Below are 23,811 nucleotides of genomic sequence, written 5' to 3'. Positions count from 1 at the left end.
GCCAAGCCGCGCGGCGCGTCCAGCCCGGCGCGCCCGGTCAGTCACGCCGGTGCAGCGTGGCGGTGCCGTGGCGGGTGACGATGCTCAGCCCCTCGGCCCGCCAGCGCGCGCCCTCCGCGCCGACCGCGCGGTAGGTGACCGACAGCGGCGAGGTCGCCATCTCCGCCAGTTCCTCGTCGCTGTAGCCGCCGATGCGGTCATAGCGGCCATTGCAGGTGACGGTCCCTTCGTCCACCTGCTTGCGGGCGCTCAGCGTGATCCGGGTCAGGCGGGTGCCGTCGAACTGCGTCTGGTCAAAGGCGCAGAGCGTCTCGTCGCTCTGATCGCGCAGCACCTGCCACATCACGGTCATGGGATCGTGCGCGCCGCGTTTGGCCGCGTCCGGAATGGGCACGGCGGGGTCCTGCGCCCCCGAGACCTTGCGCGGGACGGTGCCGGCGAAATCCAGCCGCGTTTCCGACACGCGCTTGCCGGTGTCGATCTGCCCGTCATAGCCGTCAGGCTGGTAGCGGCCTGACACAAGCCGCCCGTGCGAGGTGATCGAAAAGCGGATGCGCCGCAGCACCCCGGCAAGCCCCGTGGTGCGAAAGGCCGCCGCGCCGGTATAGCGGGCGTCCGCCTCCGACACCTTGAGCCGCATTTCACCGACCTTGATGCCGAAGGCGTGGACCGACCACGCCTGTTCGCCCGCTTGCGCCGGCAGGGCAAGACAGCCAAGCATTGCGGCCAGCAGGAACGCGTGCCAGCGGGCGGCGCGGGCTGGACAAGCGAGGCGGGGGCAAGGCATGAACACACCCTAGGGCAAGGACGGGGAACGGAATGGACATCGCGGATCTGCGTGACAGGATATTGAAACAGGACCGCCGCGCGCTGGCAAGGGCGATCACCCTTGTCGAAAGCGGGCGGGCGGATCACCGCGCGCAGGCGGCGGAGCTTCTGGAGGCCTTGCGCGGCCACGGACAAGAGGCGATTCGCATCGGGCTTTCGGGCACGCCGGGTGTTGGCAAATCCACATTCATCGAGAGCTTCGGCATGATGCTCACGGCGCAGGGGCTGCGCGTCGCGGTGCTGGCGGTCGATCCAAGCTCCGCCCGGTCGGGAGGCTCCATCCTTGGCGACAAGACGCGGATGGAGCAGCTCAGCCGCGATCCCAACGCCTTTATCCGCCCCTCCCCCAGCCGGAGCCACCTTGGCGGCGTCGCGCGGCGCACCCGCGAGGCGATCGCGCTCTGCGAGGCGGCGGGATTCGACGTGGTGCTGATCGAGACGGTGGGCGTGGGACAATCCGAAACCGTGGTGTCGGAAATGTCCGATCTGTTCCTGCTGTTGCTGGCGCCCGGGGGCGGCGACGAGTTGCAGGGCGTCAAGCGCGGGATCATGGAGATGGCCGATATCATCCTTGTGAACAAGGCCGATGGCGATCTGCTCCCGGCGGCCAAACGGACCTGCGCCGATTATGCCGGGGCGCTCCGGCTGCTGCGCAAGCGTCCGCAGGATCCCGAGGGGTTTCCCAAGGCGATGACCGTCTCCGCGCTGCGCGAGGACGGGCTCAACACTGCGTGGGAGGAAATGTGCAAGCTGGCCGACTGGCGGCGCGAGACCGGCCACTGGGAGGCGCGGCGCGCGGCGCAGGCCGAATACTGGTTCTTCGAGGAGGTGCGTCAGGCACTTCTGGCGCGGCTGGAGCGGGGGCCGGTGAAGGCAGCGCTGCGCGAATATGGCGCGCAGGTGGCGCGCGGCGAGATCACCCCGGCGCTCGCAGCCGATGCGGTGTTGAAGCTGCTGGGCGAAGACGAGGGCAAAACCTGACGCCGTACCACTTGACGCCCCCGCGCGGAGGGCCTAAAGACACCCGACGAATTTCGGTGCGCTGCCCGTGGCAGTGCCCGCTTGTATTGGCGGGGCGCTATTCCCCGTAAACCGAAACACGAGGATGAACCCATGTCGCGCCGTTGCGAACTGACCGGAAAAGGCCCGATGTCTGGCAACAATGTCAGCCATGCCCACAACAAGACAAGGCGTCGGTTTCTGCCGAACCTTAACGATGTGACCCTGCAATCGGAAACGCTGAGCCGTGGCGTGAAAATGCGCATTTCGGCTGCGGCGCTGCGGTCGGTCGATCACCGTGGCGGGCTTGATGCCTTCCTTGCCAAGGCGAAGGATTCGGAGCTGTCCGAAGCCGCGCTGAAGGTCAAGAAAGAGATTGCGCGGGTGCAGGCGGCACAAGCCTGAACCGCGATTGCAATCAGTCCCATAGGGGACAGTGAAGACAGCCCTGCCCGGAGGTTCCGGGCGGGGCTGTTTCCTTTTGTCGCTATACATTCCAGCGCGGGAAGGTTTATATCCGGCGCGATGACGGGCTGGCGTTCATATCTGGCGGGGCTGATGGCGGCGCTCTTGCTGCTGACCGCGCAGGGCGCGGCGGTGGCGCGGGGGGTGCCGCCCGCCGTCGATTTCATGGAGATCTGCACCGGAACCGGCCCGGCCATGATGCCGCTGGACGCCGAAGGCAACCCGACCGGCGCGCCGCACCTGTGCCCCGATTTCGCGCTCTCGCTGCTCAATGCCGTGGCGGAGGCCCCTTTGGTGGCCTTGCCCGTTTCGGGCGCTTCCGAGCGGATTGCCTCGGTGTCCGGACACCCGGTCGCCGGGCGGCAGGGGGTTACCGCCTCGGCGCGCGGGCCGCCCTCTTCTCTCTGATCAGACTTGCCGAAAACACCCGTAAAATCAGAGATCAGGAGGAGAGACGCAATGTCCTTCAAACCGCTTGCCGTGGCGCTTGCCGCCGCCCTTTTCGCCGCCCCCGCCCTTGCCGGGAGCGAGATCGCCATTCACGAGCCCTATGCCCGGACCTCCGGCATGATGGCCAAGACCGGCGCCGCCTTCATGAAGATCGAGAATGGCGGCGATGAGGATGATCGCCTGATCGAGGCCCGCGCCGACATGTCCGAGCGGGTGGAGCTTCACACCCACATCGACGATGGCGACGGGGTGATGAAGATGCGGCATGTGCCGGACGGATTCGCCATTCCCGCCGGACAATCGCATATGCTCATGCGCGGCGGGGACCATGTGATGTTCCTTGGCCTGACACGACGGCTCAAGGATGGCGACGTTGTGCCGGTCACGCTCATCTTCGAGAAGGCCGGTGAAATCACGGTCGATGTGCCGGTGGACCTCGACCGCAAGCCGCGCGAGGGGGCGCATGGCGGTCATGGCATGACCGACGGCGACTGAGTGCGGCCGCTGGCCCGGCCATCCTGCGATCAGGACCGGGCCAGTTCCTGCGCCACCCAGCGTGGAACGGTCTCGGTCGCCGGGCCGAAAAACGTCTCTGCGAAGGCCGTGACATGCGCCGAGGGATCGAGATTCAACTCGACCGTATGCGCCCCGGCGGCAGCGGCCTCTTCCACGAAGGCGGCGGCGGGATAAACCTCGCCCGAGGTGCCGATGGCGGCGAACAGGTCCGCCTGTGACAGATGCCGCAGGATTTCATCCATGTGATGGGGGATCTCTCCGAACCAGACGACATCGGGCCGCGTCGCCGTTGCCCCGCACGTCGGGCAGACATCTGTTTTCGACATGATGTCAGGGGCTTGCCAGCGCCCGCCGCAGGCCCCGCAGAGCGCGCCGGCGATCCGCCCGTGCATGTGCAGAACCGATCGGGAGCCGGCCCTTTCGTGCAGATCATCGACGTTCTGCGTCACCACCACCACCTCGCCCGGGTGCTCGCGTTCCAGCCGTGCAAGTGCCTCATGCGCGGCGTTGGGTCTGGCGGTGGCGGCTTTGGCGCGGCGGGTGTTGTAGAAGCCGTGGACCAGATCGAGATCGCGGTGAAAGCCCTCGGGCGTGGCCACATCCTCGATCCGGTGCTGCGTCCAGAGCCCGCCGACATCGCGAAAGGTGCCCAGCCCGCTTTCGGCGGAAATGCCCGCTCCTGTCAGGATCACGATCTTTTCCGTGGTCATAGGTGCCCCCTTCCGTTCTTGGCAGAGTGTGGCAAGCGGGCCGGGCGCGGGCAAGGCTTGACCTTGCCGGCCCGCGCGGGTCAAAGACGGGGCAAAGGGGGACGCGGAATGAGTGACTGGATCGCGGCAGAGCGCGGGGCGAACGGGCTGCACGGCTGGCGGATGCCGGACGGGTTCACAGCGCAAGCGGCTGATATGAAAGGGATAACCGCGAAGCTCGGCAACGGCCTTCCGGTTGTGATGATCGGCGAGGGGGAACGGACCCTGCCCGCCCCGGTGATCGCGCCGCCGGTGAAAACAGGCGATCACTGGGCTATCAAGGGGTTGCGGCAAGCCACGCCCGAAGATCGGCTGGGCGCGGAAATCGCCATTCTGGCCGGGCTGGTGGCGCCGCGCCCGCGCTGGGACGGGGTGGTGTGCATCACCGGCGCGCGCAGCGTCTGGGCGCATGTCAGCGCCGGGGAGGTGATCAGTTTCCGCAGCTTTGTCAGTGGGATACTGGCCGGTGCGCTGAGTGCCGGAGACCCGGTGGGCGGCGCTGGATTCGATACCGCCTTGGAAGAGGTCGTCACCCGGCCCGAGCGGCTTGCCTCTCTGCTGGGCCAGGGGGGCGCGGCGCGGATCTGGGGGGCGCTGATCGGGGCGGAGATCGCGGCCACGAAACCCTATTGGCTGGGCCAGCAGGTGCTTCTGGCCGGGCCGAACCCCTATGCCGGGGCGCTTCGGGATCAGGGTGTGCCTGTGGAGATTTTCGACAAGGAGTCCATGCGGTTGGAGGGCCTCAAGGCAATCTGGACGACGCGGGAATGAGGGCGCGCAAGCCTGCGCGGACGGTCAGCCGTCGATGAGGCGCAGATCGTCCTCAAGGAAGGGCAGGGCGCGCTGCGCGGGCGTGATGATCTGATCCTGCACCAGCCGCCGCATGGTCCCCGCCACGTCGCGCGGCACGCGGTCGGCCCAGTCGGCGGCGGCGAAAAGCGAGATCGTCCGCGCGAAGGGCGTGAGCGGCAGCGGATAGGCATTGATCCTGTCGTGAAAGCGCGCCGCGCGCATGAAGCCCAGAGGTGTCGTCACCGCCCAGCCGATGCCGCGCGCCACCATCGCCATGAGTGCCAGATGGCTGCCGATCTCGAAACGTTCGGGAAAGCTAAGCTGCGCGCGCGCCAGATGCGCCTCGATCTGGCGGGAAATGAGCTGCGCACGGTCATAGCGCAGAAGGGGCATGGCCTGAAGATCCTGAAGCGACGGGGGGGCCTTGCCGGTGCGGGAGGCGGGCGCCACGAGGATGAAGGGATCGCGCACCAGCGGATATTCGTTGACGCCGTCGATCACCTCTCCGGTGGTGGCGGCGACCCCGATGTGCAGTCGGCGTTCGCGCATGGCGGCGGTGATATCGTGGCTGGCGGCGGTGATCAGGCGGAATCGGCAGCGGGTCAGGCTTTCGGCCAGAACAGTGACGAGGCGCGGTGTCAGATCGTTGTCGAAATCGTCGATGATTCCCATGTTGAGCGTGGTCAGATGGGACAGATCCATCACCGTAAGCTCCGATTGGGCCAGCCGCAGTTCCGACAGCACCGAGTGAGTGCGCGCCAGAAAGCTGCGCCCCGCCGGAGTGAGTTGCATCGGGCGCCGGCCGTGGTTGACGAGCTCGGCGCCAAGCGCGGCCTCAAGGTTGCGCAACTGCTGGCTGACCGCGGGCTGGCTCAGCCCCGTGGCTTCGGCGGCATGGGCGACAGAGCCTGAGGCAGCGAGGGCCTCGAACACCTCCAGCCCGCGCAGGGTGACGCCTTTCGTCGGCATGACCGGCCCTCTCATGCGGTGGTAGTTTTGTCTTTTGTGAAACTAAAGAGGGTCGCGGGTCAAGTCGGGACTTGGCAGAGTGCGAATGCGCACTGCGTGCCCCAGCGGGATATTCGAAAACTCGAAACCGGGCGCCGGCCCCGCGTCAGAGCGGATGTCCAGCCTGCCGGGGGGTGTGGATCAGCCCAGGTGGCCGCAACTCGCCGCGACGATGGTGCCGAACTCTGAATACCGCTTCCAGAACACCTCGTTGGAGTGGCTGCGCGATTGGCGGACTTCCTGCGCCTTGTGCGGATCGCGGAAGAAGCCGGCGGCGATACGTTGCTCTGAGCGCGTGAGGGCCTGATCTGCGACCTGCTGTATGCAGCCGCAAAGGCTTCTGGATTTCGCCGCGCGATCCGATTGCAGGCAGGCGCTGGAGATCGGCCCTGCCAGCACCGCAGGGGCGGTCATGGCGACCACAAGGGCGGCCGCGCAGGTGGTGGCGATCATGGTCTTCATGGTGTTTCGTCCCTCGTTCGATCTGAACCGCGAGCTATCGCGCAGATCATGCCGTAAACGCGGGATAAAGACAATTCATTCAGAACTCTTGCCAGATCACGATTTTGACGCCGGCGGTGCCGCCGCCGAAACTCTGGCCGAATCCCGACAGTTGCAGGCGCCGCGCGGAATCGAGCCGCAGCACGACCGATGGCGTCGCCGTCCAGTGCACGCGTCCGCCGCGTGTCTGTTCCAGTGTGAGTTGCGCCATGAGCGAAAGGCCGGGCCGCAGCGCGACGCCATAGGTCGATTCGATCTTGCCGCCGAGCAGGCCCGCTCCGGGCGACAGCGTGAGCCGCGCGTCGGTGGAGAGCCAGCCCGCCCCCACCTTCGTGGTCAGCCCGCGCCCCCAGGACAGCCCCGGCCGCACGATCAGGCGGCTGCCGGTGGCGTCGATGTGTTGCCCGGTGCCGAACTCGGCGGCCCAGAGATCCCCGCCGGCCCCCCGCCACAGCGGCAGGCGCGAGAAGAATACGCCAGCGAAACTCTGGCCCGGCGCGGACCAGCCATCCAGCCCGATGGTCAGCCTCTCGCTGACGCCCCATTCAGAATAGAAGGTGGTCACATGGCGCACCGCGCCCCCCGTCAGCGGGCGCGACAGCGTCAGGCCCGTGGCGGTGAAGACGCGCCCCGTATCGCGCAGCCATGGACCTGCCTGCGCCTGCGTGCCGATCAGAAGCACAATCAGCAATAGCCTGATCATGGCGCCTCCTTCAGCGTTAACCATTTTCGCAGGAAGGTGAAGAAATCGTTAATGCGCGCGGGGACGCCACCTGTTCGATTGGCTGTAGCCACAGCGCTTGCGACCGGGTTAGTCTGATCGGGAACGAAGGAGGATGAGATGCCCACGATCGCCAAGGATGCGCAGCTTCAGACCGTCATCACCACGTTTGAAATGACGCCGGGCACCTGTCAGGATGTCATGGAGGCGCTGGTCGATGCCTATGAGAATTTCATCTCGAAACAGCCCGGGTTCATCGCCGCGGGTCTGCATGTGAACGACGCGCAGACAAGGATCGCCAACTACTCGCAGTGGGAAAAGCGCGAGGATTTCATGGCGATGCTGCGCACCACGGAGATGCGCGAACGCAACCGCAAGATCAACGACATGTGCAAGAGTTTCGAGCCGGTGATGTATGACGTGGTCGCGGCCTTCGATCCGGGCTGACGTGACTTGGATCAAACCCCGTGCCGGGCCGTGATGATAGGCTCGGCGGGACGCAAGCAGGAGATTTCAATGTACAAGAGCATTCTTATTCCCGTGTCCTTCGACGAGGACCGCGAGACGGATACCGCGATGGACGTGGCGCGGATGCTGGCCGATAAGGGCGCGGACATCACGCTTTTGCACGTGATGGAGAAGGTGCCCTCCTATGCGGTGGATTATTTTCCCGAAGGCTACCGCGAAGAGGCGCGCAGGGCGGTCGAGGGGGCGTTGAACGATCTGGCCGCCCGGTTGCCGGGCGCGCACGGGGTGGTGACGGACGGTCACGCCGGGCGCGGTATTCTGGATTACGCCGCCGAGATCGGGGCCGATTGCATCATCGTCGCCTCGCACAAGCCGGGATTGCAGGACTACTTCCTTGGCTCCACCGCCGCCCATGTGGTGCGCCATGCGCATTGCGCGGTGCATGTACTGCGCTGAGCGCGCCGCACTCATTCAGACAGGAGAGACAGAATGTACAAGAATATCCTCGTTCCCATTGCCCCCGATCATACGCGCGATACGGGAAAGGCGCTCAACGTGGCGCGGATGCTGGCCGATGAGGGCGCGACGATCACCGCGCTGACAGTGATCGAGATGATCCCCGGATATATCGAATCGCAACTGCCCGCCGGGCAGCTCGAACGCAACCGGGACGAGATGGTAGCCTGGCTCAAGGCGGAGCTGGGCGGGGTCAAGGATGTGAAGGCCGCGGTGGTGTCGGGTCATTCGGGACGCACGATCCTCGACTGGGCCGCCGAGAAGGAGGTCGATTGCATCGTCATCGCCTCGCACGATCCGGGGCTGAGCGACTATTTCCTCGGCTCCACGGCGGCGCGGGTCGTGCGCCATGCCCATTGCGCGGTGCATGTGATCCGCTAGGCGGCGATGCCCTGCGCCGCTGCATCCGCGCCACCTTGCGCGCAAGGACGGCCCGCGCCAGCCGACGAAGCGGCGGGACGGGCCGGATCGCATCGGCAAGCCATGGACCGATTGCATAGTAAACGCGGATGAAGGCGCGGCCCGCCGGGTGCGTGGTCAGTTCCAGATCACGGTAAAGGCGCAGGAAGGCGACGTCGGGGTGATCGTAGTCGCCATAGGCGCAGGTGGCCACGAAGCAGCCCCCTCCACCACTGCCGGTTCCGTCGTCCTCTTCGTCTTCGTCGTCCTCGTCGTCGTCCTCGTCCTCTTCCTCCTCCTCGTCCTCTTCCAATTGGGCAAGCAGGTCTTCGAAATCGGGGTTGTCCTTCACGCGCTCGGGGACGACATATTCCTGCCAGAGCGGCACCGCCTCACCGTTTTCGAAGGCGACGCGCCGCTCGTCGATCTCATCGGGGTCCAGCCCGAAGATCTGCGACAGGTCCATGCCGTCTGTCTCCGGGATCGCCTCCCAGAAACCCTCGGCGGCGGCGGTGCGCTGATCCTCGGAGTAGGAGAAGTAGTAGTCGAGAAGCACGTCATGGCTGATCCCGTCGAGAAAGCCCTGCAATATGTCGGCGTCAAGCTGCGGCAGCTCCGTATAGGTGCCCTCGGCGAAATTCGCGGCGGTCTTGAGCGCCCAGACATCCAGGGTTTGCGGCGCAATCGAACCGAAGAACTGCTGCACGCCCTCGCTTGGCAGGTTGTTGAGAAATGTCACGGTGGTGGAGCCTGTCGCCGTGATCATGAAAATATCGGGATTGATGTAGTCGAGCAGCCCGTTCCGGGCGTCCTCGTCAAGGGACTGCATATACGCCGCGAGTTCATCATTGCTCCCGACCAGTAGCAGCTCTTCGACGATGCGCTGCTCCTCGGGTGGTTCCTCGGGTTGTGGATCCCCGGGGATGTCATAGTTCGGGATGGAGCCGTCGGGCGGCTCTTGCAGCAGGGTATCGACTTCATCCTCGATGGGGGAGTCGCCCTGAAAATCGGCCAGAACGGCCTGGAAGCTTTCGAATGTGCCAAGGCGCGTGCCCATCCCCGCCAGCCGCGTCGTGCCGCCCGCGTCGTGGTCGATCACCAGATCGCCGTCTTCGGTGGTGGCCCGGTCCCAGACATCTTCCGCAGTCTCGTAGTTGCGCAGGAAGCTGATGCTTTCGCCCGCGTTGGGGTCGAGATCGGAAATCGTGGTCAGGCCGGCGACATCGACGATGAAGTGATTGACCTCGCTGCCGTCGCGGCCGCCATAATCCCCGCCGCGCAGATCGTTTTCGCCGCCGCCGGCGATCAGAACGTCGCTGCCGGGGCCGCCGACCAGCGTGTCATTGCCATCGCCCGCGTTGAGCGTGTCCTCCCCCCGCCAGCCGCCAAGGTAATCGTTCCCCTCGCCGCCGATCAGAACGTCATTGCCGGCGTGGCCGCGCAACTCGTCATCCCCGAACTGGCCGCTGATCGTGTCGTCATAGGCGCTGCCGTCCAGCGTGTCGTTGTAGTTGGCGGTGGGGTCCACGACCTGATCGTGCCCGGACATGCGCACGCCCATCTCCGCGGTGGTGAATTCAAGCTCCATGATTTCATAGGGGCCGAGCTGAAACGTGATCCCGTCGCCGGATTCAAGCTGCGAGCGGCCGAGCGTCTGGATATAGGGCCGGGACAAGTGCGATGTCGGGTCACCCTCGTCGAGATCGCCGGTTGTGGGGTCGTCGATCACGCCAAGCTGTTCGCCCCAGAGGTGGTGATAATCCGGCAGCAGCCCATCATCCTGCAAGGTCACGTCGATCGGCTGATCGCTGCGCGAGGAGACAAAGATCACCGTTTTGTCGCCGTCTCCGAAGGCGTGCATGGTAAGCTGTTCGCGCTCTTCGGGCGCGCGCTCTTCGGGCGGTGTGCCGATGGCGTCGCGTAGGGTCTCGGGCGTGTTGATGTCGATGTGCCGAAGGCCGCGGACATCGTGGCTCATCATGCGATACACCTCGCCCGGCGCGGTGAGGGTGTAGTCCAGGCCGCCGGGTGCGTCCTCGTCGGTGTAGAGCTTCGCCAGACGGGAGCCGAGATTGAAGTATTGCGTGCCCCAGACCGCCGCGAAATCGACATCCCGGTCGACAAGATGGCTCATGATCTCGGGCATGGCGGAGGCGTGTTCCAGACCGTCCATGTCCGACCGGTTGGAGACGTTCCATTCGGAAATATAGTATTCCAGATTCGGATTGCCGCCGGGCATGTCCCCCCATTCATCAAGCCGGTCGAAATGCCGATCCTTGCCGCTCGCGGCGTCATAGGTGCGCGGATAGTAGTGGGTCACGACCGCGTCGATTCCCTGCCGGGCCGAAAGCGAAAGCTCATCCTGAATGAGCCCGTTCGCCTCCGGCAACCAGCCGGGACCGGCCTGCATGGCGATTTCGGGCCGTATCCAGCTGGCTGGCGTGCTGAGATCCTGTTCGTGATTGTCGAAGATGAACTCCAGACTGGAGGACAGCTCGTTGACCATGGCCCCGTATTCCGCAGGGGTCTGGCGGTCGTCCTGATACCAGAACTCGTTGCCAAGCTCGAACATGGTGATGTTGGCGGGGCCGTAGTCCCCCTCGATCATGCGGTCCACGCGATCCACCAGCCGGTAAAGGCCAAAAGGGGTGGGTTCGCGCAGGCCGGTGTCGGGGTCTTCCACATCACTGAAGTATCTCTCCGTGGGCAGGACGTATTGCAGGTCCATGTCCCGATCCCACGTGTATTTGAAGGCTGCGGGCGCGGTCAGGATGCGGGAATTGTCGCCATCGGGGTCAACGCCGCTCGGGGTGCTGGTGTCGAAGAACTGCTCCGAGAAATCGGTGCCGGGCCCGAACAGCTCCTCCGTCACCGTGCCGCCCGGAAAGCGAAGCGCGGACCAGTTCATATCCTGAATCATGCGATCGAACGGACCGCCCGGATCAAGGAAATCGCGGGTGAAAACCGTATTGACCTGAAACATCTGGTCATCAAGCGGGGTGCCGATGTAGGGGGAAGACTCCAATGATATGTTTTGGGCACACATTTAGAGACTCCGCAAAGGGAGACGCCGAAAGAACCGAACGATTCCTTCTAGCAAATTTTTTACACTATTTTAACGATAGTTCTGAATCACGAACTCGTGTTACATTAGGCGTTCGAAGTATTTTTTCGAAAATACAGCGCCAAGAAGAAATAAAAGTATTTAATAACAATATGTTGTGAAAATTAGAAAACAGCTGTATTTTACGGCATTCAAAATTTACGAGGTTAAAATATTTTCATTTGAAGGGTCGAGTGCGTTACTTTCATCCTGCCATGCGCTCGCGCCAGCGAGAATCAGATGGCTCAATTGTTGTCGATTCTTCTCAAACGTTACGGGATTCTGTCAAATTCGGAAATTTGGTCACTTGTCCGGGTTAGGTGATTACCGAGAACCGGATCGGGGTATGATCATACTCAATTTCCCCCGAAACCTGACCTGAAAAACTGCAATAGGCGTATTGGGATTTGAAGGTCACTTTTCAGAAAACCAATAGCACCTAGTCAAAGGTCAAAGAGTTTTCACCGCGGAAATACGACGAGCTCTCGCGGGTTCGGACATGCGGCCCGACGCGGGGCATTGTCCCCGGCAGCGCCCCCTATCTCACAGGCCCCGAGCAGAAAAATCTTGCGCGATACAGAGAGAAGATGGAAAGATGCGAAGAATATAACATAATTTTTGTTTTATTATTTATGAGGGAACGGGGGGTTGAAAACGCGAACGGTCATCGTGCACCGTTTCGGGTGGTCACATATCGTGGGCACCGCCGCGCTTTTCACTCTTTTCTCCGCCTTCTTGCCTTCGCACGTCATCGCCCAGAACGACCCGCTCGACGCTCCCTATGAAGAGGTCGAGTTCTCCGAAGGGGATACGCTGCGCGGCGTGGTGGAGACACATCTGCGCGATCCCGACCTGTGGCCCAGTGTCCTGAAGATCAATGATATTTCGTCACCCGCCGATGTGGTGCCGGGCCTCGTGCTCAGGATGCCGGTGCAGCAGGTGGCGATTGCCGATGCTTCGCTCGCCGCCTCGCTTCAGGCGATCCAGCGCGCCACCGCAGAGGGCGCACGGCTGTTCGCGCCGCAGCAGATCGGCGCCGCGATCGAAACACGCGAGTCCGCCGTGGAGCAGCGCGAGGAGGGCGCATGGCGCGCCGTGGTGGATTTTGCCGGGCTGGCGGTGCAGCACGCCAATGATGCCTATGACATCGCCCTCGCGCAGCGCGACCGCGCCGCGGAGGCGGTGGTGTCCGACATCAAGGGACAGGTGGAAGGGCGCAACCCCACGGAGTCGCGCTGGAGCGACAGGGCCCTTGATGATATTCTGGTAGAGTTCGAGCGGCTGCGCACCCTGTCGGGCAGCACCACGCAGGTCACGTTCCGCGATCTGAGCCGGCTGCGCCTCAACCCCAATTCCAACGCCACGATCCAGCGGATGCGCAGCGACCCGCTCACCGGCAACGAGGTCACGAAGGTCAGCCTGACCAACGGCGATTTCTATGCGCTGCTCAACCAGCTTTCGGATCGGTCGGAGTTCGAGGTGGAGGTGCCGGGCATCGACACCCGCACGAAATCCGCCGACTTCTGGATCAAGAATGACGCGAGCGGCGCGCGCTTCGTGAACTATGACAGCCGGGAGGATTTTTCGATCAGCCGCGATGGCGAGATGATTGCGCTTGGCCGGAACGAAGGGGCCGTGCTGTCGACAGAGGGCACGCAGCGCGCCGGGGTGCTCTCGCGCCCGCAGCAGGTCGCGCCCGTCGATGGCGGTGTGGTTTACGGCAATGCCGCGCCGCTGGAATGGGCCCCGTTCGAGGCGGCGGTGGCCTATTGGTTCGAGGTGGCCACCGATCCGGGGTTCAACACGATGATCGCCACCGAATGGGAGGTGCGCGAGACGCGCTTTGCCGTCGGGGGGCTGACGCCCGGGCGCTATCACTGGCGCGTGGCCGCGCTCGACAAGCTGGGCCTTCCGGGGGAATGGAGCGCGGTGCGCAAGTTCGAGGTGCGGATTGACGACACGCCGCCCTTCCTCATGCTCATGTCGCCCGCCGACGGCACGATCAGCGAGACCGGCAGCATAGAGGTGATGGGCGCCACGGAACAGGATGCCGTCCTGCGGTTCAACGGGCAGGATGTCTCGCTCAATTCCGATGGCAGCTTCGCGCTGGAGGCCGCGCTGACGCGGGGGGAGAATACCCTGTCGTTCCGCGCGGTCGATCCGGCGGGCAATGACAGCGCGGCGGCGCTTGCGGTGATCTACCGTCCGGCGGCGGAGGTGGAGATCGCGCTCTCGGACGCTCTCGCGCGGGAGGGCGATGTGATCGTGACCCGCAGCGCGGAGCTTTCGGTTACCGGCACCGCCAGCGCGGGGCCGGGCGCGCCGGTGGTTGTGCGCGATGAGGCGGGGGCCGAGATCCTGCGTGCCAAGGTCGGGGCCAGCGGGCAGATCGCCTTTACCGTGCCGGTCAGCGAAACGGCGCAAAGCTTCGCGATCGAGGTGCTTTCCCCCGGCGGCGGGGTGGAGGGGTCCGCCGGTCTCACCGCGAGACGCGACTGGCAGCCGCCGGAGCTTGCGCTTGATCTGCCGCCGCCGCTGGCCACCGCCGATCCGGTGCTGATCCTAGAGGGGGATGCGGGCGACGCGGCGGCCCTGCGGCTTGGCGACAAGGCGGTGCCGCTGGACGCGGGCGGGCGGTTCCGGCTTGAGGTGCCGCTGGAGCCGGGCGCGAACGCCGCCGAGCTTGAGGCGCGCGACGTGGCGGGCAACGCGGCCTCGCTTCGGGTGGAGACGCTCTATGACATCGACCCGCCCGAGATTTTGCGCGCCGAGGCGACCCGCCCGGATGGCGAGGGCGGGCCCATAGAGATCGTGGTGGAGGCGCGCGACGCCTCGGGCCTGCGGCAGGCGGGGCGCTATGCCCTCGCCATCGGCGGCAGGGAGGTTGACGGCTATCTGCGCTGCGACAGCGCTAGCGGGCTCTGCCGGGACAGCCTGCCTGCGGAGGCGGGCGATCTGCGCCTTATCGAGGTCATCTTGGAAGACTACGCCGGAAACGAGGCATTCGAATGAGGCCGGGCGGCGGGGCCGGGCGCACCGGCAAGGGGAGGGATGGTATGCGCAAGGCATGGATGTTCGCGGCGGCGCTGGCGGGGATGGGGCTTTTGTCCCCGGCGGGCGCGCAGGAGGCGCCGTCCGCCGCCGATCAGGCGCTTCTGGTGGTCTACGGCCCCCGCGCGCACAGCCGCGAGGGCGACATCGACCACCGCGAGCAGATCTTCTTTTCCGTGCCCTCGGAGAGTGGCGGGCGGCTTTATGTCCGCATTTTCGATCCCGAGATGTCCGGCGAGGGCGATTTCACCTATGGCGGGCGGCAGGATTCGGTCACCGCCTATCGCGTCTTTGGCGGCGAGGGGGCGTTCAGCGCGGCGGACCGCCCCACGAGGCGCGAACAGGGCGAACGCCCGCCGCGCGGGCGCAGCGAGGCAGAGCCTGTCACCGGGCCGGGCCGGCTTCTGCGCGAGGCCACATATACCTTCGAGGATGACACCGACGGCCGCTGGGTCACGCTCGGCGCGGTGCGCGCCCAGCAGGGCGAAGTGGTCGATGGCCGCGCCTATTTCCGCCTTGATGTGCAGGGGATGGGCGGCGACGATGGCAACGGGTTCTCGGTGCAGATCAGCGAGGAGCGCGACCGCGCGCGCCCGCCCGAGGGGCTTGAGGTCTTTTCCTACGAGGCAACGCTGCGCTGGCCCGGCACGGGGCCGGCCACGCGGGTGCGCCTGCGCAATCCCGGCGGCCCGCTGACCGTGCAGAACTTCGACGCTGCCAATGCCGATCTGGCGCTGGTGGAGGCGTATCGGGACCGCCCCCTGCGCCCCTCGGGGCAGGATTTCTGGGCCGTGCAGGAGGTGGACAGCACAGGGGAGGATCTGGCGATTTCGCTTCAGGGCGGGTTCGAGCAGCCCAATGACATCATGCTGTCGGTCTTTGACGCGACCGGCGCTCCGGTGCCGCTTCACATGCCGCCCTACCGCGCGCCCGATCCGGCGCGGCCGACGGCCGTGGGCACGGGCCGCCCGCTGGCCGATTGCTCCTCCGTTGCTTTCGACGGCTCCGGCTCTCTGGGCAGTCCGCTGATGTCATTCGCGTGGGATTTCGGTGACGGGCGCGGCGCCGAGGACACCGTGATTGTTCACCGCTATGACGCGCCGGGGCGCCATACCGCGCGGCTCCGGGTGCTGGAGCCGGGCACGCGGCCCGGACGCGGCCATGAGACGGAAGTGCCGGTGCATGTCCGCCGCGCCCCGCGCGCCGCCGCCGGTGCCGATATCGTCGTCGCGCCGGGAGAGCCGGTGGCCTTCGACGGCACCGGCTCCACCCCGTCGGACAGCCCGATCACCCTCTACCGCTGGAGCTTTGGCGACGGCACGACGGCCGAGGGCGCGCAGGCCGAGAAGGTCTATGACGCCCCCGGCTCCTATCGCGCGGCGCTTCGGGTGTCCGACGACAGCGCACACCCCTGCAACTTCGGCGTCGGCACGCGGGTGGTCACCGTGAACTTCCCGCCCGTGGCCGAGGCGGGAACCGATCAATCCGCCATCGTCGGGCAGCAGGTCACGCTTTCGGCGGCGGCCAGCTATGATGTGGACGGGTGGATCCTGTCTCACGTCTGGGACATGGGCGACGGCACCATGATCGAGGGCGAGAGCGTCACCCACGTCTATGAGACCTCCGGCACCTATCGCGCCGTGCTGCGCGTGACCGACGACAGCGGCGTGGCCAATGACGTGAGCAGCGACGGCATGACGATCCGTGTCAACGCCCCGCCGGTGCCCCGGATCACCGGGCCGGGCCGCATCCTCGCGGCGGGCGAGACGGTGACACTCGACGCCACCGCCTCCACCGATGACGACGGCGCGATCCTGTCCTATCGCTGGGTCTTCGGCGATGGCGCCATGGGCGATGGCGAGCAGGTCGATTACGCTTGGGCGCGACCGGGGGCGTATACCGTGCGCCTGACCGTGACCGACAACTCCGGCACCTCCTCGGCCGAGCAGAGCACCACGCAGAGCGTGCGCGTCAATGCCCCGCCCGTGGCGGATGCGGGCCCCGACCAGATGCGCACCGCGAGCGAGGTGACATTCGACGCGGGCCGGTCCCATGACAGCGACGGCGAGATCGTGGACTGGCAGTGGGAGTTCGGCGACGGCCGCACCGGCAGCGGCCAGAGCGTGACCCACGCCTATCGCCGCCCCGGTTTCTACGAGGTGGCGCTGGTGGTGCGCGATGACAGCGGCGCGCCGCTCAATACCGACCGCGACACGATGACGGTGCGGATCAACGCTGCGCCCATCGCCGACGCCGGCCCGCCGCAAACCGTGGCCCCGGGGCAGGAGGTCGTGCTCGACGCCGGCGGCTCGGTCGATCCCGATGGCGCGATTGCCGACTATCTGTGGACGTTCGCGGACGGCACCACGAAACAGGGCGAGCGTATCGCGCATGTATTCGAGGAGCCGGGCCTCTATCGTATCGGGCTGACCGTGACGGACGTTTTTCCCGGCGGTGCGGCACGCGACGAGACAGAGGTTCTGATCACCGTCAACCAACGCCCCGTCGCGGTGGCCGGGCCCGATCTTCTGGTCGCGCCGGATGACATGGTGACGTTCGACGCGGGCGGCAGTTTCGATCCCGACGGGCGGATCACCTCCTACCGCTGGGAATTCGAGGATCTGGGCCGCGCGATCAAAAGCGCGGCGATGGAGCGCGCCTATGTCTCGCCGGGCACATGGTCAGTGGAGCTTGTGGTGACCGACGACAGCGGCGTGCAGAACGCCACCGCCCGCGACAGCCGCAGCATCCGCGTCAATGCCGCCCCCGCGGCCGATGCCGGCCCACGGATCGAGACGGACCGGCTGTTGGTGAAGCTTGACGGTTCCGGCTCGGGCGATCCCGATGGCGACGCGCTGATCTACCGCTGGGATCTCGGGGATGGCTCCACCCCGGTCTATGGCGAGAGGGTCAGCCACTACTACCCGCGCGCCGGGCGCTATCCGGTGACGCTTCGGGTCGATGACGGCACGGGGCTGTCCAATGCCACCGACATCGACGCCACCACCGTCGTGATCAACGCGCGGCCCTTGGCGCTTGCGGGCGGCAACCGCGAGGTCTGCTCGGGCGATCCGATCCTGTTCGACGCCTCTGGCAGCGTAGACCCCGATGGCGATCTGCTGCGCTATGGCTGGGATTTCGGGGACGGCACGCAATCGGATATCGTCAACCCGCTCAAGACCTATGAGCAGCCCGGCTCCTATCAGGTCACGCTGACGGTGCGCGATTCCTCGGGCAGCGACCGCGACACCGCCATCGACCGGATCGCCGCCGTCGTGCGCGAGGGGCCGATTGCGGATGCCGGGCTGGACCGGACGGTCTGCACCAACCGGAGCGTGCGCTTTGACGGCACCGGCTCCACCGATGCGGACGGGGCGGTGAACGCCTATGCCTGGACCTTCGGCGATGGCGGAGAGGCCAGCGGCGACACCCCAGTGTACATCTTCGAAGAGCCCGGCGACTACAACGTCACCCTCACCATCACCGGAGAGGCGGTCGGCCTGTGCAGCCCGCTTGACACCGACACCGCCACCTACACCGTTGTGCCCGCGCCGGGGCAGGAGATCATTGCGCCGGACCGCACCGCCGCCGGAGAGCAGACCACCTTTGCCGCCAGCCTGAGCACAGAGCCGGGCATCACGCCGTTGCGCCATGTCTGGACATTCAGCGACGGAACCGGGGCCGAAGGGGCCGAGGTGTCGCACAGCTTCGAAGCGCCGGGCGTCTATTTCGTGGACCTGTCCACATCGCTGGAGGGCGGCCATTCCAGTTGCAGCGAGGTCACGAGCCGCCACAAGGTGATCGTCAACGCCGCGCCGGAGCCGGTGATCGACGGCCCGGATGTGGCCGCCGTGGGCGAGGCGGTGGTGTTCGGCGCCACCGGATCGAGCGATTCTGACGGCGCTCTCACCGGCTTTGACTGGGATTTCGGGGATGGCGCGCGGGCCGAGGGCGCCCACGCGCCCCATCGTTTCACCGAAGCGGGGGAGTATGAGGTCGTGCTGCGCGTGACCGACGATTCCGGCACCTCCAACGCCACGCAAATCGCACGCCAGCGTGTGAGGGTGAACCCCGCCCCGGCCGTGGGCCTTGTCGCGCCGCCGCCGATTTGTGCGGCCACCCCGGAGGAATGGTCCGTCTCCGTGCCCGAGGGCACGGGCGTGACGTGGGATTTCGGCGACGGCACCCGGATGTCCGGCGCCCGCGTCAGCCACGCCTATGGCGCGCCCGGACTTTACCCGGTCACGCTGTCGCTCGACGATGGCAGGGGGCTTGAAAACTCCCGCCAAAGCGAGGTGGTCCATGCCCACGTCAACGCCCCCCCGGTCGCGCAGGCCGGGCCGGATCGCACCATCTGCCCCGGTGACACCCTGCGTTTTGATGCCGGCGAGTCCCTTGATCCCGATGGAGAGATCACCGCCTGGATATGGGAGTTTTCCGACGGGGTGAGCCTTTCGGGGCCGGTGGTGGAGCGCCGCTTCGACGACCCCGGCGCGATGGAGGTGCGTTTGCGCCTGCGCGATGACAGCGGCGCGGCTTGCGGCGTGACCGGCGATACCGCGCGCATCCTCGTCAACGCGCCGCCCGGCGTCGATGCCGGCCCGGACCGGAGCCTGCCGGTGGGCGCGGCCCATGACGTGCTGCGGGTCGATGCCACCGGCGCGCGCGATCCCGATGGGCAAGGGTTGCGCATCTCATGGGACTTTGGCGATGGCAACCGCGCGGCGGGGGCGGTGGCGCGCCACAGCTATGCCGCGCCGGGCGAATATACGCTGACCGTCCGGGCCGAGGACAGCACCGGGCTGGCCTGCGGGGTGGCGACCGACACCGCGACGATCACCGCCCTGTCACGGGGCTAGAGCCTCATGCGCTTCCGCTTTCCGCTTCGGCTCAAGTTCTTCCTCTTCGCGGCGCTGATCGCCATCGCACCGCTGGCGCTGGTGGGCGACAACCTTGCCCGAATCGCCCGCGATGAGCTGAAAAGCGCGGCCAACGAATCCCTGACGGCGGTGGCCGCCGAATTGCGCACCTCTTTCGACAACATGTATCAGGGGGCGTGGCTGACCCCGCTGACCGTGATCCGAAGCGGGATCGACAACCCCGATCTGGGCGTGCCGCAGAAGGTGTCGCTTCTGACGCTGGGGCTTGAGGAGCTGCCAAGCGTGGTGGCGCTGCAACTGACGGTGGAAGGCTCTGACCTGCCGGTGCTCGTCACCGATGAGGCGTATTCGGCCACGCTGGAAGAGGCCGGCCTCGACCCGGTGGAAACGCTGGCGACCTCCGGCGCGCTTGTCGGCAATATCGAATCGTCGCAGCAATACGGCCGCCCCCTGATCAGCCGGATCTCCGAGACCGGCGACTGGATCGCCACCGTCGCGCTGCCGCTGGAAAACGGTCTTGCGGGGCGCAAGGTGACGCTGGCGGCCAAGATAGAGCTGAGCGAGCTGACCGGCCTGCTGCGGCGTCACCCCTTCAACCAGCGCGGCGAGATCTCCATCGTGGATCACGCCGGGCGCACGGTGCTGGGCGATGAGGTGGCGATTCTGACGCAGCGCGATATCGTCCGCTCGGCCCTGCCGCTCATCGTGGCGGGCGCGCGCGCCGACGCGCTGGAGCCTTACGTGCGCGAGGGCGGCACCGCCATGCTCGGCGCCTACGCCTTTCCCGACTGGTTTCCGTGGGCGGTGGTCACGGAACTGCCCGAAGAAAGCGCCTATGGCGTGGTCAACCAGATGATGGAGCGGGTGCTTCTTGTCGGCGCCGTCGGGTTTCTTGTGGCCACCGCCGCCGCGCTTTTCTTCGCGCGAAGCCTGACCGGCCCGATCCTGCGCATCGGCCGCGTGGCCGACCGCATCGGTGAGGGCGATTTCACCGCGCGGGTGGAAAAGGTCCGCTCCCGCGATGAGATCGGAGAGTTGTCGCGCCGGATCAACACCATGGCGGCGCAGCTTGGTGAGCGGCTGGAGCTGATGAAATTCGTCTCGCACGGCACCATGTCGGCCATCCAGAAGGCCGATCAGGCCGGGATGCACCGCGGCGGAGAGCGGCGGCGCGTGGCGGTGATCTTCACCGACATCCGCGGCTATACCGAGTTTTCCGAGAGTGTGGAGCCGGAGGTGGTGGTCGAGATGCTCAACCACTACCTCGACTCGCAGGCCGCCATCGTCAAGGCGCATGGCGGCGACATCGACAAGTTCATCGGCGATGCGCTGGTGGCGGTCTTCGATGGCGAGGGGATGGAGGCGCGCGCGGTGGAATGCGCCCTCGGGATCGAGGCGGCGCTGGCCGACCTTCTGGCCGAACACCCCCAGTACAATCTCGATGTCGGCATCGGGATCGCTTCGGGCGAGGTGGTGATGGGCGCCATGGGCGCGCGCGACCGGATGGATTTCACCGTTCTCGGCTCCACCGTGAACCTCGCGGCACGGCTCTGCTCCAAGGCCGCGCCGGGCGAGGTTCTGACCGACAGCGCCACGCACGACAGCGCCGATGGCGCGGCCCGGTTCGAGCCTCTGGAGCCGATCGCGCTCAAGGGCTATTCCAACCCGGTTCCCGCCTTTCGCGCGCTGCCGAAGATCGGCTGACGCGCTGCGCGCCGCTGCACAGGGGCCGTGCGGCGGGGGGCCTGTTGGCCCGCGCGCCCGATCCCTATCTCTGCGTCAAAGCGAAGGAGATGCCCATGACCCGCCCCGTTCATCCCGACACCCGCATCGGCCATATTCACCTCAAGGTGGCCGACCTCGACCGCGCCATCGGGTTCTATTCCGGTGTGCTGGGATTCGAGATTCAGCAGACCTTCGGCAATCAGGCCGCGTTCCTGTCCGCCGGCGGCTATCACCACCACATCGGCCTGAACACATGGCACAGCCGGGGCGGCCCGCCCGCGCCCGCCCATCATCCCGGCCTTTATCACACCGCCTTTCTCTACCCGGACCGGACGCAGCTTGCCGATGCGCTGGCGCGGGTGAGGGCGGCGGGCATCCCGCTTGACGGGGCCGCTGATCACGGCGTGAGCGAGGCGCTCTACCTGCGCGATCCCGATGGCAACGGGGTGGAGCTTTACCGCGACCGGCCCGAGGCGCAGTGGCCGCGCGATCCGGCGGGCAATCTGGCGATGGTCAACGCCCCGCTCGACCTTGAGGCGCTTCTGGCCGAGGCGCCGGCGCGCACCTGACTGCGGCGGTGTCACGAATCTGTTGCGCGGTCCTGCTAGACAGGTCGGGACGTAGCCGTCAGCAAGACCCGATTTGAACGAAAGCCATTTCAGATGACGATCTCCCCCCGGCCCACCCCGGCCGGGGGCATTTCGTTTGGGTCTGGACCTCTGACCTGACCGGGCCTAGGGTCGGCCCGATGTGAGCGAGAGGGGGAGACGACGATGGCTGTCGGCACGCATATCCGCACCTATTTCAACGGCACCTGGCACGAGGGCAACCCGGCGGTCATCCACGCCGCCGATCACGGCGCATGGCTGGGCAGCACGGTGTTCGACGGCGCCCGCTGGTTCGACGGGATGGCCCCCGATCTGGCCGCCCATTGCGCGCGGGTCAACCGCTCCGCCGAGGCGCTGATGCTGCGCCCCACCGTCGGGACCGAAGAGATGGTGGCGATCGTGCGCGAAGGGCTGCAAGGCTTCGCCCCCGATGAGGCGGTCTATATCCGCCCGATGTATTGGGGCATCCACGGCGATGCCACGGCGATCGTCCCGCAGCCCGAGGAGACCGGCTTCGCCGTCTGCCTCGAAGCGATCCCCATGGCCAAATCCGATGCCTCTGCTACGCTTACCCGCACCCGCTTTCGCCGTCCCGTCCTCGAGGATGCGGTGGTCAACGCCAAGGCGGGCTGTCTTTACCCCAACAACGCCCGGATGCTGACCGAGGCGCGCGCCAAGGGCTTCGCCAATGCGCTGGTGGCCGACGCGCTCGGCAATGTCGCCGAAACCGCCACGGCCAATATCTTCATGGTCCGCGATTCAGAGGTGTTCACGCCGATTCCCAACGGCACCTTTCTGGCCGGGATCACCCGCGCGCGCCACATCGACAACATGAAACGCGAGGGCATGACGGTGCATGAAACCGTCCTGAGCTTTGCCGACTTCGAGGCGGCGGACGAAGTGTTCATGACCGGCAACATGTCCAAGGTCACGCCGGTGACGCGGTTCGACGATGTGCACTATCAGGTGGGCCCCGTCGCCCGGCGCGTGCGCGAAATGTACTGGGACTGGGCAAGATCGGCGGGTTGAGCCGCCGCCTCTCGGGCCGCCCGATGGGCAGGGCATTGCCTGACCCGCACCTTTGCGCCATGATCCGCCCGAAGGGAGACACCGATGCGCAAGTTTCTTGTCGTGCTCGATGACAGCCGCGAATGCCTCAACGCCATGCGTTTTGCCGCCATGCGCGCGGCGAAGACCGGCGGCGGGGTGGCGATCCTGTCGGTGATCCCGCCCGAGGAGTTCAACCACTGGATCGGCGTCGGCGACATCATGCGCGAAGAGGCGCGAGAGCGTATTCACGCCCATTTCGAGGTTTTCGCCAAGTGGATGCGCGACAAGCAGAACGTGGATCCCGAGCTTGTCATCCGCGAGGGGGAACCCGTCGACGAGATCATCGCCCAGGTCGGGGACGACCCCGACATCGGCGTGCTGGTTTTGGGCGCGGGCACGGGGCGCAAGGGGCCGGGGCCGCTGGTCACGAAGCTGACCAAAAGCGCGGGCACCCTGCCGATCCCGATCACCATCGTGCCCGGCGATCTGTCGCGCGAACGGCTGGAAGCGATCACCTGAACCACAAGGGCAGGGGGTGTCCCGGGTCGGCCTCACGGTCTGGCCCCATGCGCGGAATCGAGGCGCGCATGCGCCGCCGCGCAGCGACCGTCCGCCCCACCGGGCGGGCGCTTTTGGGACGTATCGAGCCTTTGATACCTTGGGTGTATCGTGCGGGCATAAACTGCCATCCAATCGCGTTTCGGCGCCCACCCGCGGACGGGCACCGCGCGGCGCGCGGCCCGTCCCGAGAGGCACCTTCAGAACGCCGGATTCGCCCTCAACGCAACGCGCGTCCTATTTACGGTGGCCCAAACCGGCCTGCGCGCGAAACCGGCACCGACGTAATACCGACGTTTTACCGACGTGATACCGAAAGGGATTTTTCTGCGAAATCAGCGCGTTAACCCTGATTCGCCCCGGCATCGCCGGAGGACGGCGCACGGTGGCTTTCCCGAGGCATCCCGGACTTTAGAATGGTTCC

20 protein-coding genes are annotated in these 23,811 nt (G+C 66.3%); 14 read left to right on the top strand and 6 right to left on the bottom strand.

Features of this window, described 5'->3' with window-relative positions:
* Positions 1-37: 37 nt before the first annotated feature.
* A complete protein-coding gene (locus tag BMW66_RS00615; protein WP_093114694.1) occupies positions 38-787 on the bottom strand; it encodes a DUF3108 domain-containing protein in 750 nt (249 codons plus the stop codon).
* Between the two features lie 32 nt (positions 788-819).
* Here BMW66_RS00615 and meaB point away from each other — a divergent pair, with 32 nt between their 5' ends.
* From meaB to BMW66_RS00595, 4 genes are all read left to right on the top strand, one after another.
* Positions 820-1,809, top strand: a complete 990-nt coding sequence (gene meaB / locus BMW66_RS00610) for a methylmalonyl Co-A mutase-associated GTPase MeaB (RefSeq protein WP_093114693.1) — start codon at positions 820-822, stop codon at positions 1,807-1,809.
* 132 nt (positions 1,810-1,941) lie between these two features.
* Complete coding sequence (gene rpmB, locus BMW66_RS00605; protein ID WP_093114692.1) at positions 1,942-2,232, top strand: 50S ribosomal protein L28; 291 nt, start codon at positions 1,942-1,944, stop codon at positions 2,230-2,232.
* A 120-nt stretch (positions 2,233-2,352) separates the two neighbouring features.
* Positions 2,353-2,700, top strand: coding sequence for a hypothetical protein (locus BMW66_RS00600; RefSeq protein ID WP_093114691.1), 348 nt, complete (start codon positions 2,353-2,355; stop codon positions 2,698-2,700).
* 51 nt (positions 2,701-2,751) lie between these two features.
* Complete coding sequence (locus BMW66_RS00595; protein ID WP_093114690.1) at positions 2,752-3,237, top strand: copper chaperone PCu(A)C; 486 nt, start codon at positions 2,752-2,754, stop codon at positions 3,235-3,237.
* Between the two features lie 29 nt (positions 3,238-3,266).
* On the opposite strand, the gene BMW66_RS00590 is transcribed toward BMW66_RS00595, so the two are convergent.
* A complete protein-coding gene (locus BMW66_RS00590) occupies positions 3,267-3,968 on the bottom strand; it encodes an NAD-dependent deacylase (RefSeq protein WP_093114689.1) in 702 nt (233 codons plus the stop codon).
* A gap of 108 nt (positions 3,969-4,076) precedes the next feature.
* On the opposite strand from BMW66_RS00590, the gene BMW66_RS00585 reads away from it, so the two are divergent.
* On the top strand, positions 4,077-4,778 hold the full coding sequence (locus BMW66_RS00585) for a 2-dehydro-3-deoxygalactonokinase (RefSeq protein ID WP_093114688.1): 702 nt from the start codon (positions 4,077-4,079) through the stop codon (positions 4,776-4,778).
* 24 nt (positions 4,779-4,802) lie between these two features.
* On the opposite strand, the gene BMW66_RS00580 is transcribed toward BMW66_RS00585, so the two are convergent.
* From BMW66_RS00580 to BMW66_RS00570, 3 genes are all read right to left on the bottom strand, one after another.
* On the bottom strand, positions 4,803-5,768 hold the full coding sequence (locus BMW66_RS00580; RefSeq protein ID WP_093114687.1) for a LysR family transcriptional regulator: 966 nt from the start codon (positions 5,766-5,768) through the stop codon (positions 4,803-4,805).
* A gap of 180 nt (positions 5,769-5,948) precedes the next feature.
* Entirely contained in the window at positions 5,949-6,269 is a 321-nt protein-coding gene (locus BMW66_RS00575; protein WP_093114686.1) for a hypothetical protein, read from the bottom strand.
* A gap of 79 nt (positions 6,270-6,348) precedes the next feature.
* Positions 6,349-7,011 (bottom strand): hypothetical protein, encoded by a 663-nt coding sequence (locus tag BMW66_RS00570; RefSeq protein WP_093114685.1) that lies wholly within the window; start codon positions 7,009-7,011, stop codon positions 6,349-6,351.
* 138 nt (positions 7,012-7,149) lie between these two features.
* Here BMW66_RS00570 and BMW66_RS00565 point away from each other — a divergent pair, with 138 nt between their 5' ends.
* The 3 genes from BMW66_RS00565 to BMW66_RS00555 all read left to right on the top strand — a co-directional run bounded on the left by BMW66_RS00565 (position 7,150) and on the right by BMW66_RS00555 (position 8,394).
* Positions 7,150-7,476: an antibiotic biosynthesis monooxygenase family protein gene (locus BMW66_RS00565; RefSeq protein WP_093114684.1), complete on the top strand. Its 327-nt coding sequence runs from the start codon at positions 7,150-7,152 to the stop codon at positions 7,474-7,476.
* Positions 7,477-7,545: 69 nt separating this feature from the next.
* Positions 7,546-7,953, top strand: a complete 408-nt coding sequence (locus BMW66_RS00560; protein WP_093114683.1) for a universal stress protein — start codon at positions 7,546-7,548, stop codon at positions 7,951-7,953.
* A 33-nt stretch (positions 7,954-7,986) separates the two neighbouring features.
* The gene (locus BMW66_RS00555) at positions 7,987-8,394 is read left to right on the top strand and encodes a universal stress protein (RefSeq protein WP_093114682.1); all 408 of its coding nucleotides are present in this window, start codon (positions 7,987-7,989) and stop codon (positions 8,392-8,394) included.
* On the opposite strand, the gene BMW66_RS00550 is transcribed toward BMW66_RS00555, so the two are convergent.
* Positions 8,294-11,437 (bottom strand): calcium-binding protein, encoded by a 3,144-nt coding sequence (locus BMW66_RS00550; RefSeq protein WP_093114681.1) that lies wholly within the window; start codon positions 11,435-11,437, stop codon positions 8,294-8,296. The two genes, BMW66_RS00555 and BMW66_RS00550, sit on opposite strands and share 101 nt — an antisense overlap.
* Positions 11,438-12,163: 726 nt before the next feature.
* Here BMW66_RS00550 and BMW66_RS00545 point away from each other — a divergent pair.
* The 6 genes from BMW66_RS00545 (at position 12,164) to BMW66_RS00520 (ending at position 23,348) form a co-directional block, all read left to right on the top strand.
* On the top strand, positions 12,164-14,527 hold the full coding sequence (locus BMW66_RS00545; protein WP_093114680.1) for a FecR domain-containing protein: 2,364 nt from the start codon (positions 12,164-12,166) through the stop codon (positions 14,525-14,527).
* Positions 14,528-14,571: 44 nt separating this feature from the next.
* Entirely contained in the window at positions 14,572-19,425 is a 4,854-nt protein-coding gene (locus BMW66_RS00540; protein WP_175483123.1) for a PKD domain-containing protein, read from the top strand.
* 6 nt (positions 19,426-19,431) lie between these two features.
* Positions 19,432-21,150, top strand: a complete 1,719-nt coding sequence (locus tag BMW66_RS00535) for an adenylate/guanylate cyclase domain-containing protein (protein ID WP_093114678.1) — start codon at positions 19,432-19,434, stop codon at positions 21,148-21,150.
* 95 nt (positions 21,151-21,245) lie between these two features.
* Entirely contained in the window at positions 21,246-21,740 is a 495-nt protein-coding gene (locus BMW66_RS00530) for a VOC family protein (protein WP_093114938.1), read from the top strand.
* A gap of 204 nt (positions 21,741-21,944) precedes the next feature.
* Positions 21,945-22,808, top strand: a complete 864-nt coding sequence (locus BMW66_RS00525) for a branched-chain amino acid aminotransferase (protein WP_093114677.1) — start codon at positions 21,945-21,947, stop codon at positions 22,806-22,808.
* 84 nt (positions 22,809-22,892) lie between these two features.
* Entirely contained in the window at positions 22,893-23,348 is a 456-nt protein-coding gene (locus BMW66_RS00520; protein ID WP_093114676.1) for a universal stress protein, read from the top strand.
* Positions 23,349-23,811: the final 463 nt, after the last annotated feature.

The organism is Salinihabitans flavidus, assembly GCF_900110425.1.
In the GTDB taxonomy this organism is placed as follows: Bacteria; Pseudomonadota; Alphaproteobacteria; order Rhodobacterales; family Rhodobacteraceae; genus Salinihabitans; species Salinihabitans flavidus.
Note: the sequence above shows the minus strand (reverse complement) of the source record. Positions and strands in the feature narration are given on the sequence as shown.

Coding starts and splice junctions, on each gene's coding strand:
- BMW66_RS00615 (WP_093114694.1), bottom strand. CDS start 787: ATGCCTTGCCCCCGCCTCGCTTGTCCAGCCCGCGCCGCCCGCTGGCAC.
- meaB (WP_093114693.1), top strand. CDS start 820: ATGGACATCGCGGATCTGCGTGACAGGATATTGAAACAGGACCGCCGC.
- rpmB (WP_093114692.1), top strand. CDS start 1,942: ATGTCGCGCCGTTGCGAACTGACCGGAAAAGGCCCGATGTCTGGCAAC.
- BMW66_RS00600 (WP_093114691.1), top strand. CDS start 2,353: ATGACGGGCTGGCGTTCATATCTGGCGGGGCTGATGGCGGCGCTCTTG.
- BMW66_RS00595 (WP_093114690.1), top strand. CDS start 2,752: ATGTCCTTCAAACCGCTTGCCGTGGCGCTTGCCGCCGCCCTTTTCGCC.
- BMW66_RS00590 (WP_093114689.1), bottom strand. CDS start 3,968: ATGACCACGGAAAAGATCGTGATCCTGACAGGAGCGGGCATTTCCGCC.
- BMW66_RS00585 (WP_093114688.1), top strand. CDS start 4,077: ATGAGTGACTGGATCGCGGCAGAGCGCGGGGCGAACGGGCTGCACGGC.
- BMW66_RS00580 (WP_093114687.1), bottom strand. CDS start 5,768: ATGCCGACGAAAGGCGTCACCCTGCGCGGGCTGGAGGTGTTCGAGGCC.
- BMW66_RS00575 (WP_093114686.1), bottom strand. CDS start 6,269: ATGAAGACCATGATCGCCACCACCTGCGCGGCCGCCCTTGTGGTCGCC.
- BMW66_RS00570 (WP_093114685.1), bottom strand. CDS start 7,011: ATGATCAGGCTATTGCTGATTGTGCTTCTGATCGGCACGCAGGCGCAG.
- BMW66_RS00565 (WP_093114684.1), top strand. CDS start 7,150: ATGCCCACGATCGCCAAGGATGCGCAGCTTCAGACCGTCATCACCACG.
- BMW66_RS00560 (WP_093114683.1), top strand. CDS start 7,546: ATGTACAAGAGCATTCTTATTCCCGTGTCCTTCGACGAGGACCGCGAG.
- BMW66_RS00555 (WP_093114682.1), top strand. CDS start 7,987: ATGTACAAGAATATCCTCGTTCCCATTGCCCCCGATCATACGCGCGAT.
- BMW66_RS00540 (WP_175483123.1), top strand. CDS start 14,572: ATGCGCAAGGCATGGATGTTCGCGGCGGCGCTGGCGGGGATGGGGCTT.
- BMW66_RS00535 (WP_093114678.1), top strand. CDS start 19,432: ATGCGCTTCCGCTTTCCGCTTCGGCTCAAGTTCTTCCTCTTCGCGGCG.
- BMW66_RS00530 (WP_093114938.1), top strand. CDS start 21,246: ATGACCCGCCCCGTTCATCCCGACACCCGCATCGGCCATATTCACCTC.
- BMW66_RS00525 (WP_093114677.1), top strand. CDS start 21,945: ATGGCTGTCGGCACGCATATCCGCACCTATTTCAACGGCACCTGGCAC.
- BMW66_RS00520 (WP_093114676.1), top strand. CDS start 22,893: ATGCGCAAGTTTCTTGTCGTGCTCGATGACAGCCGCGAATGCCTCAAC.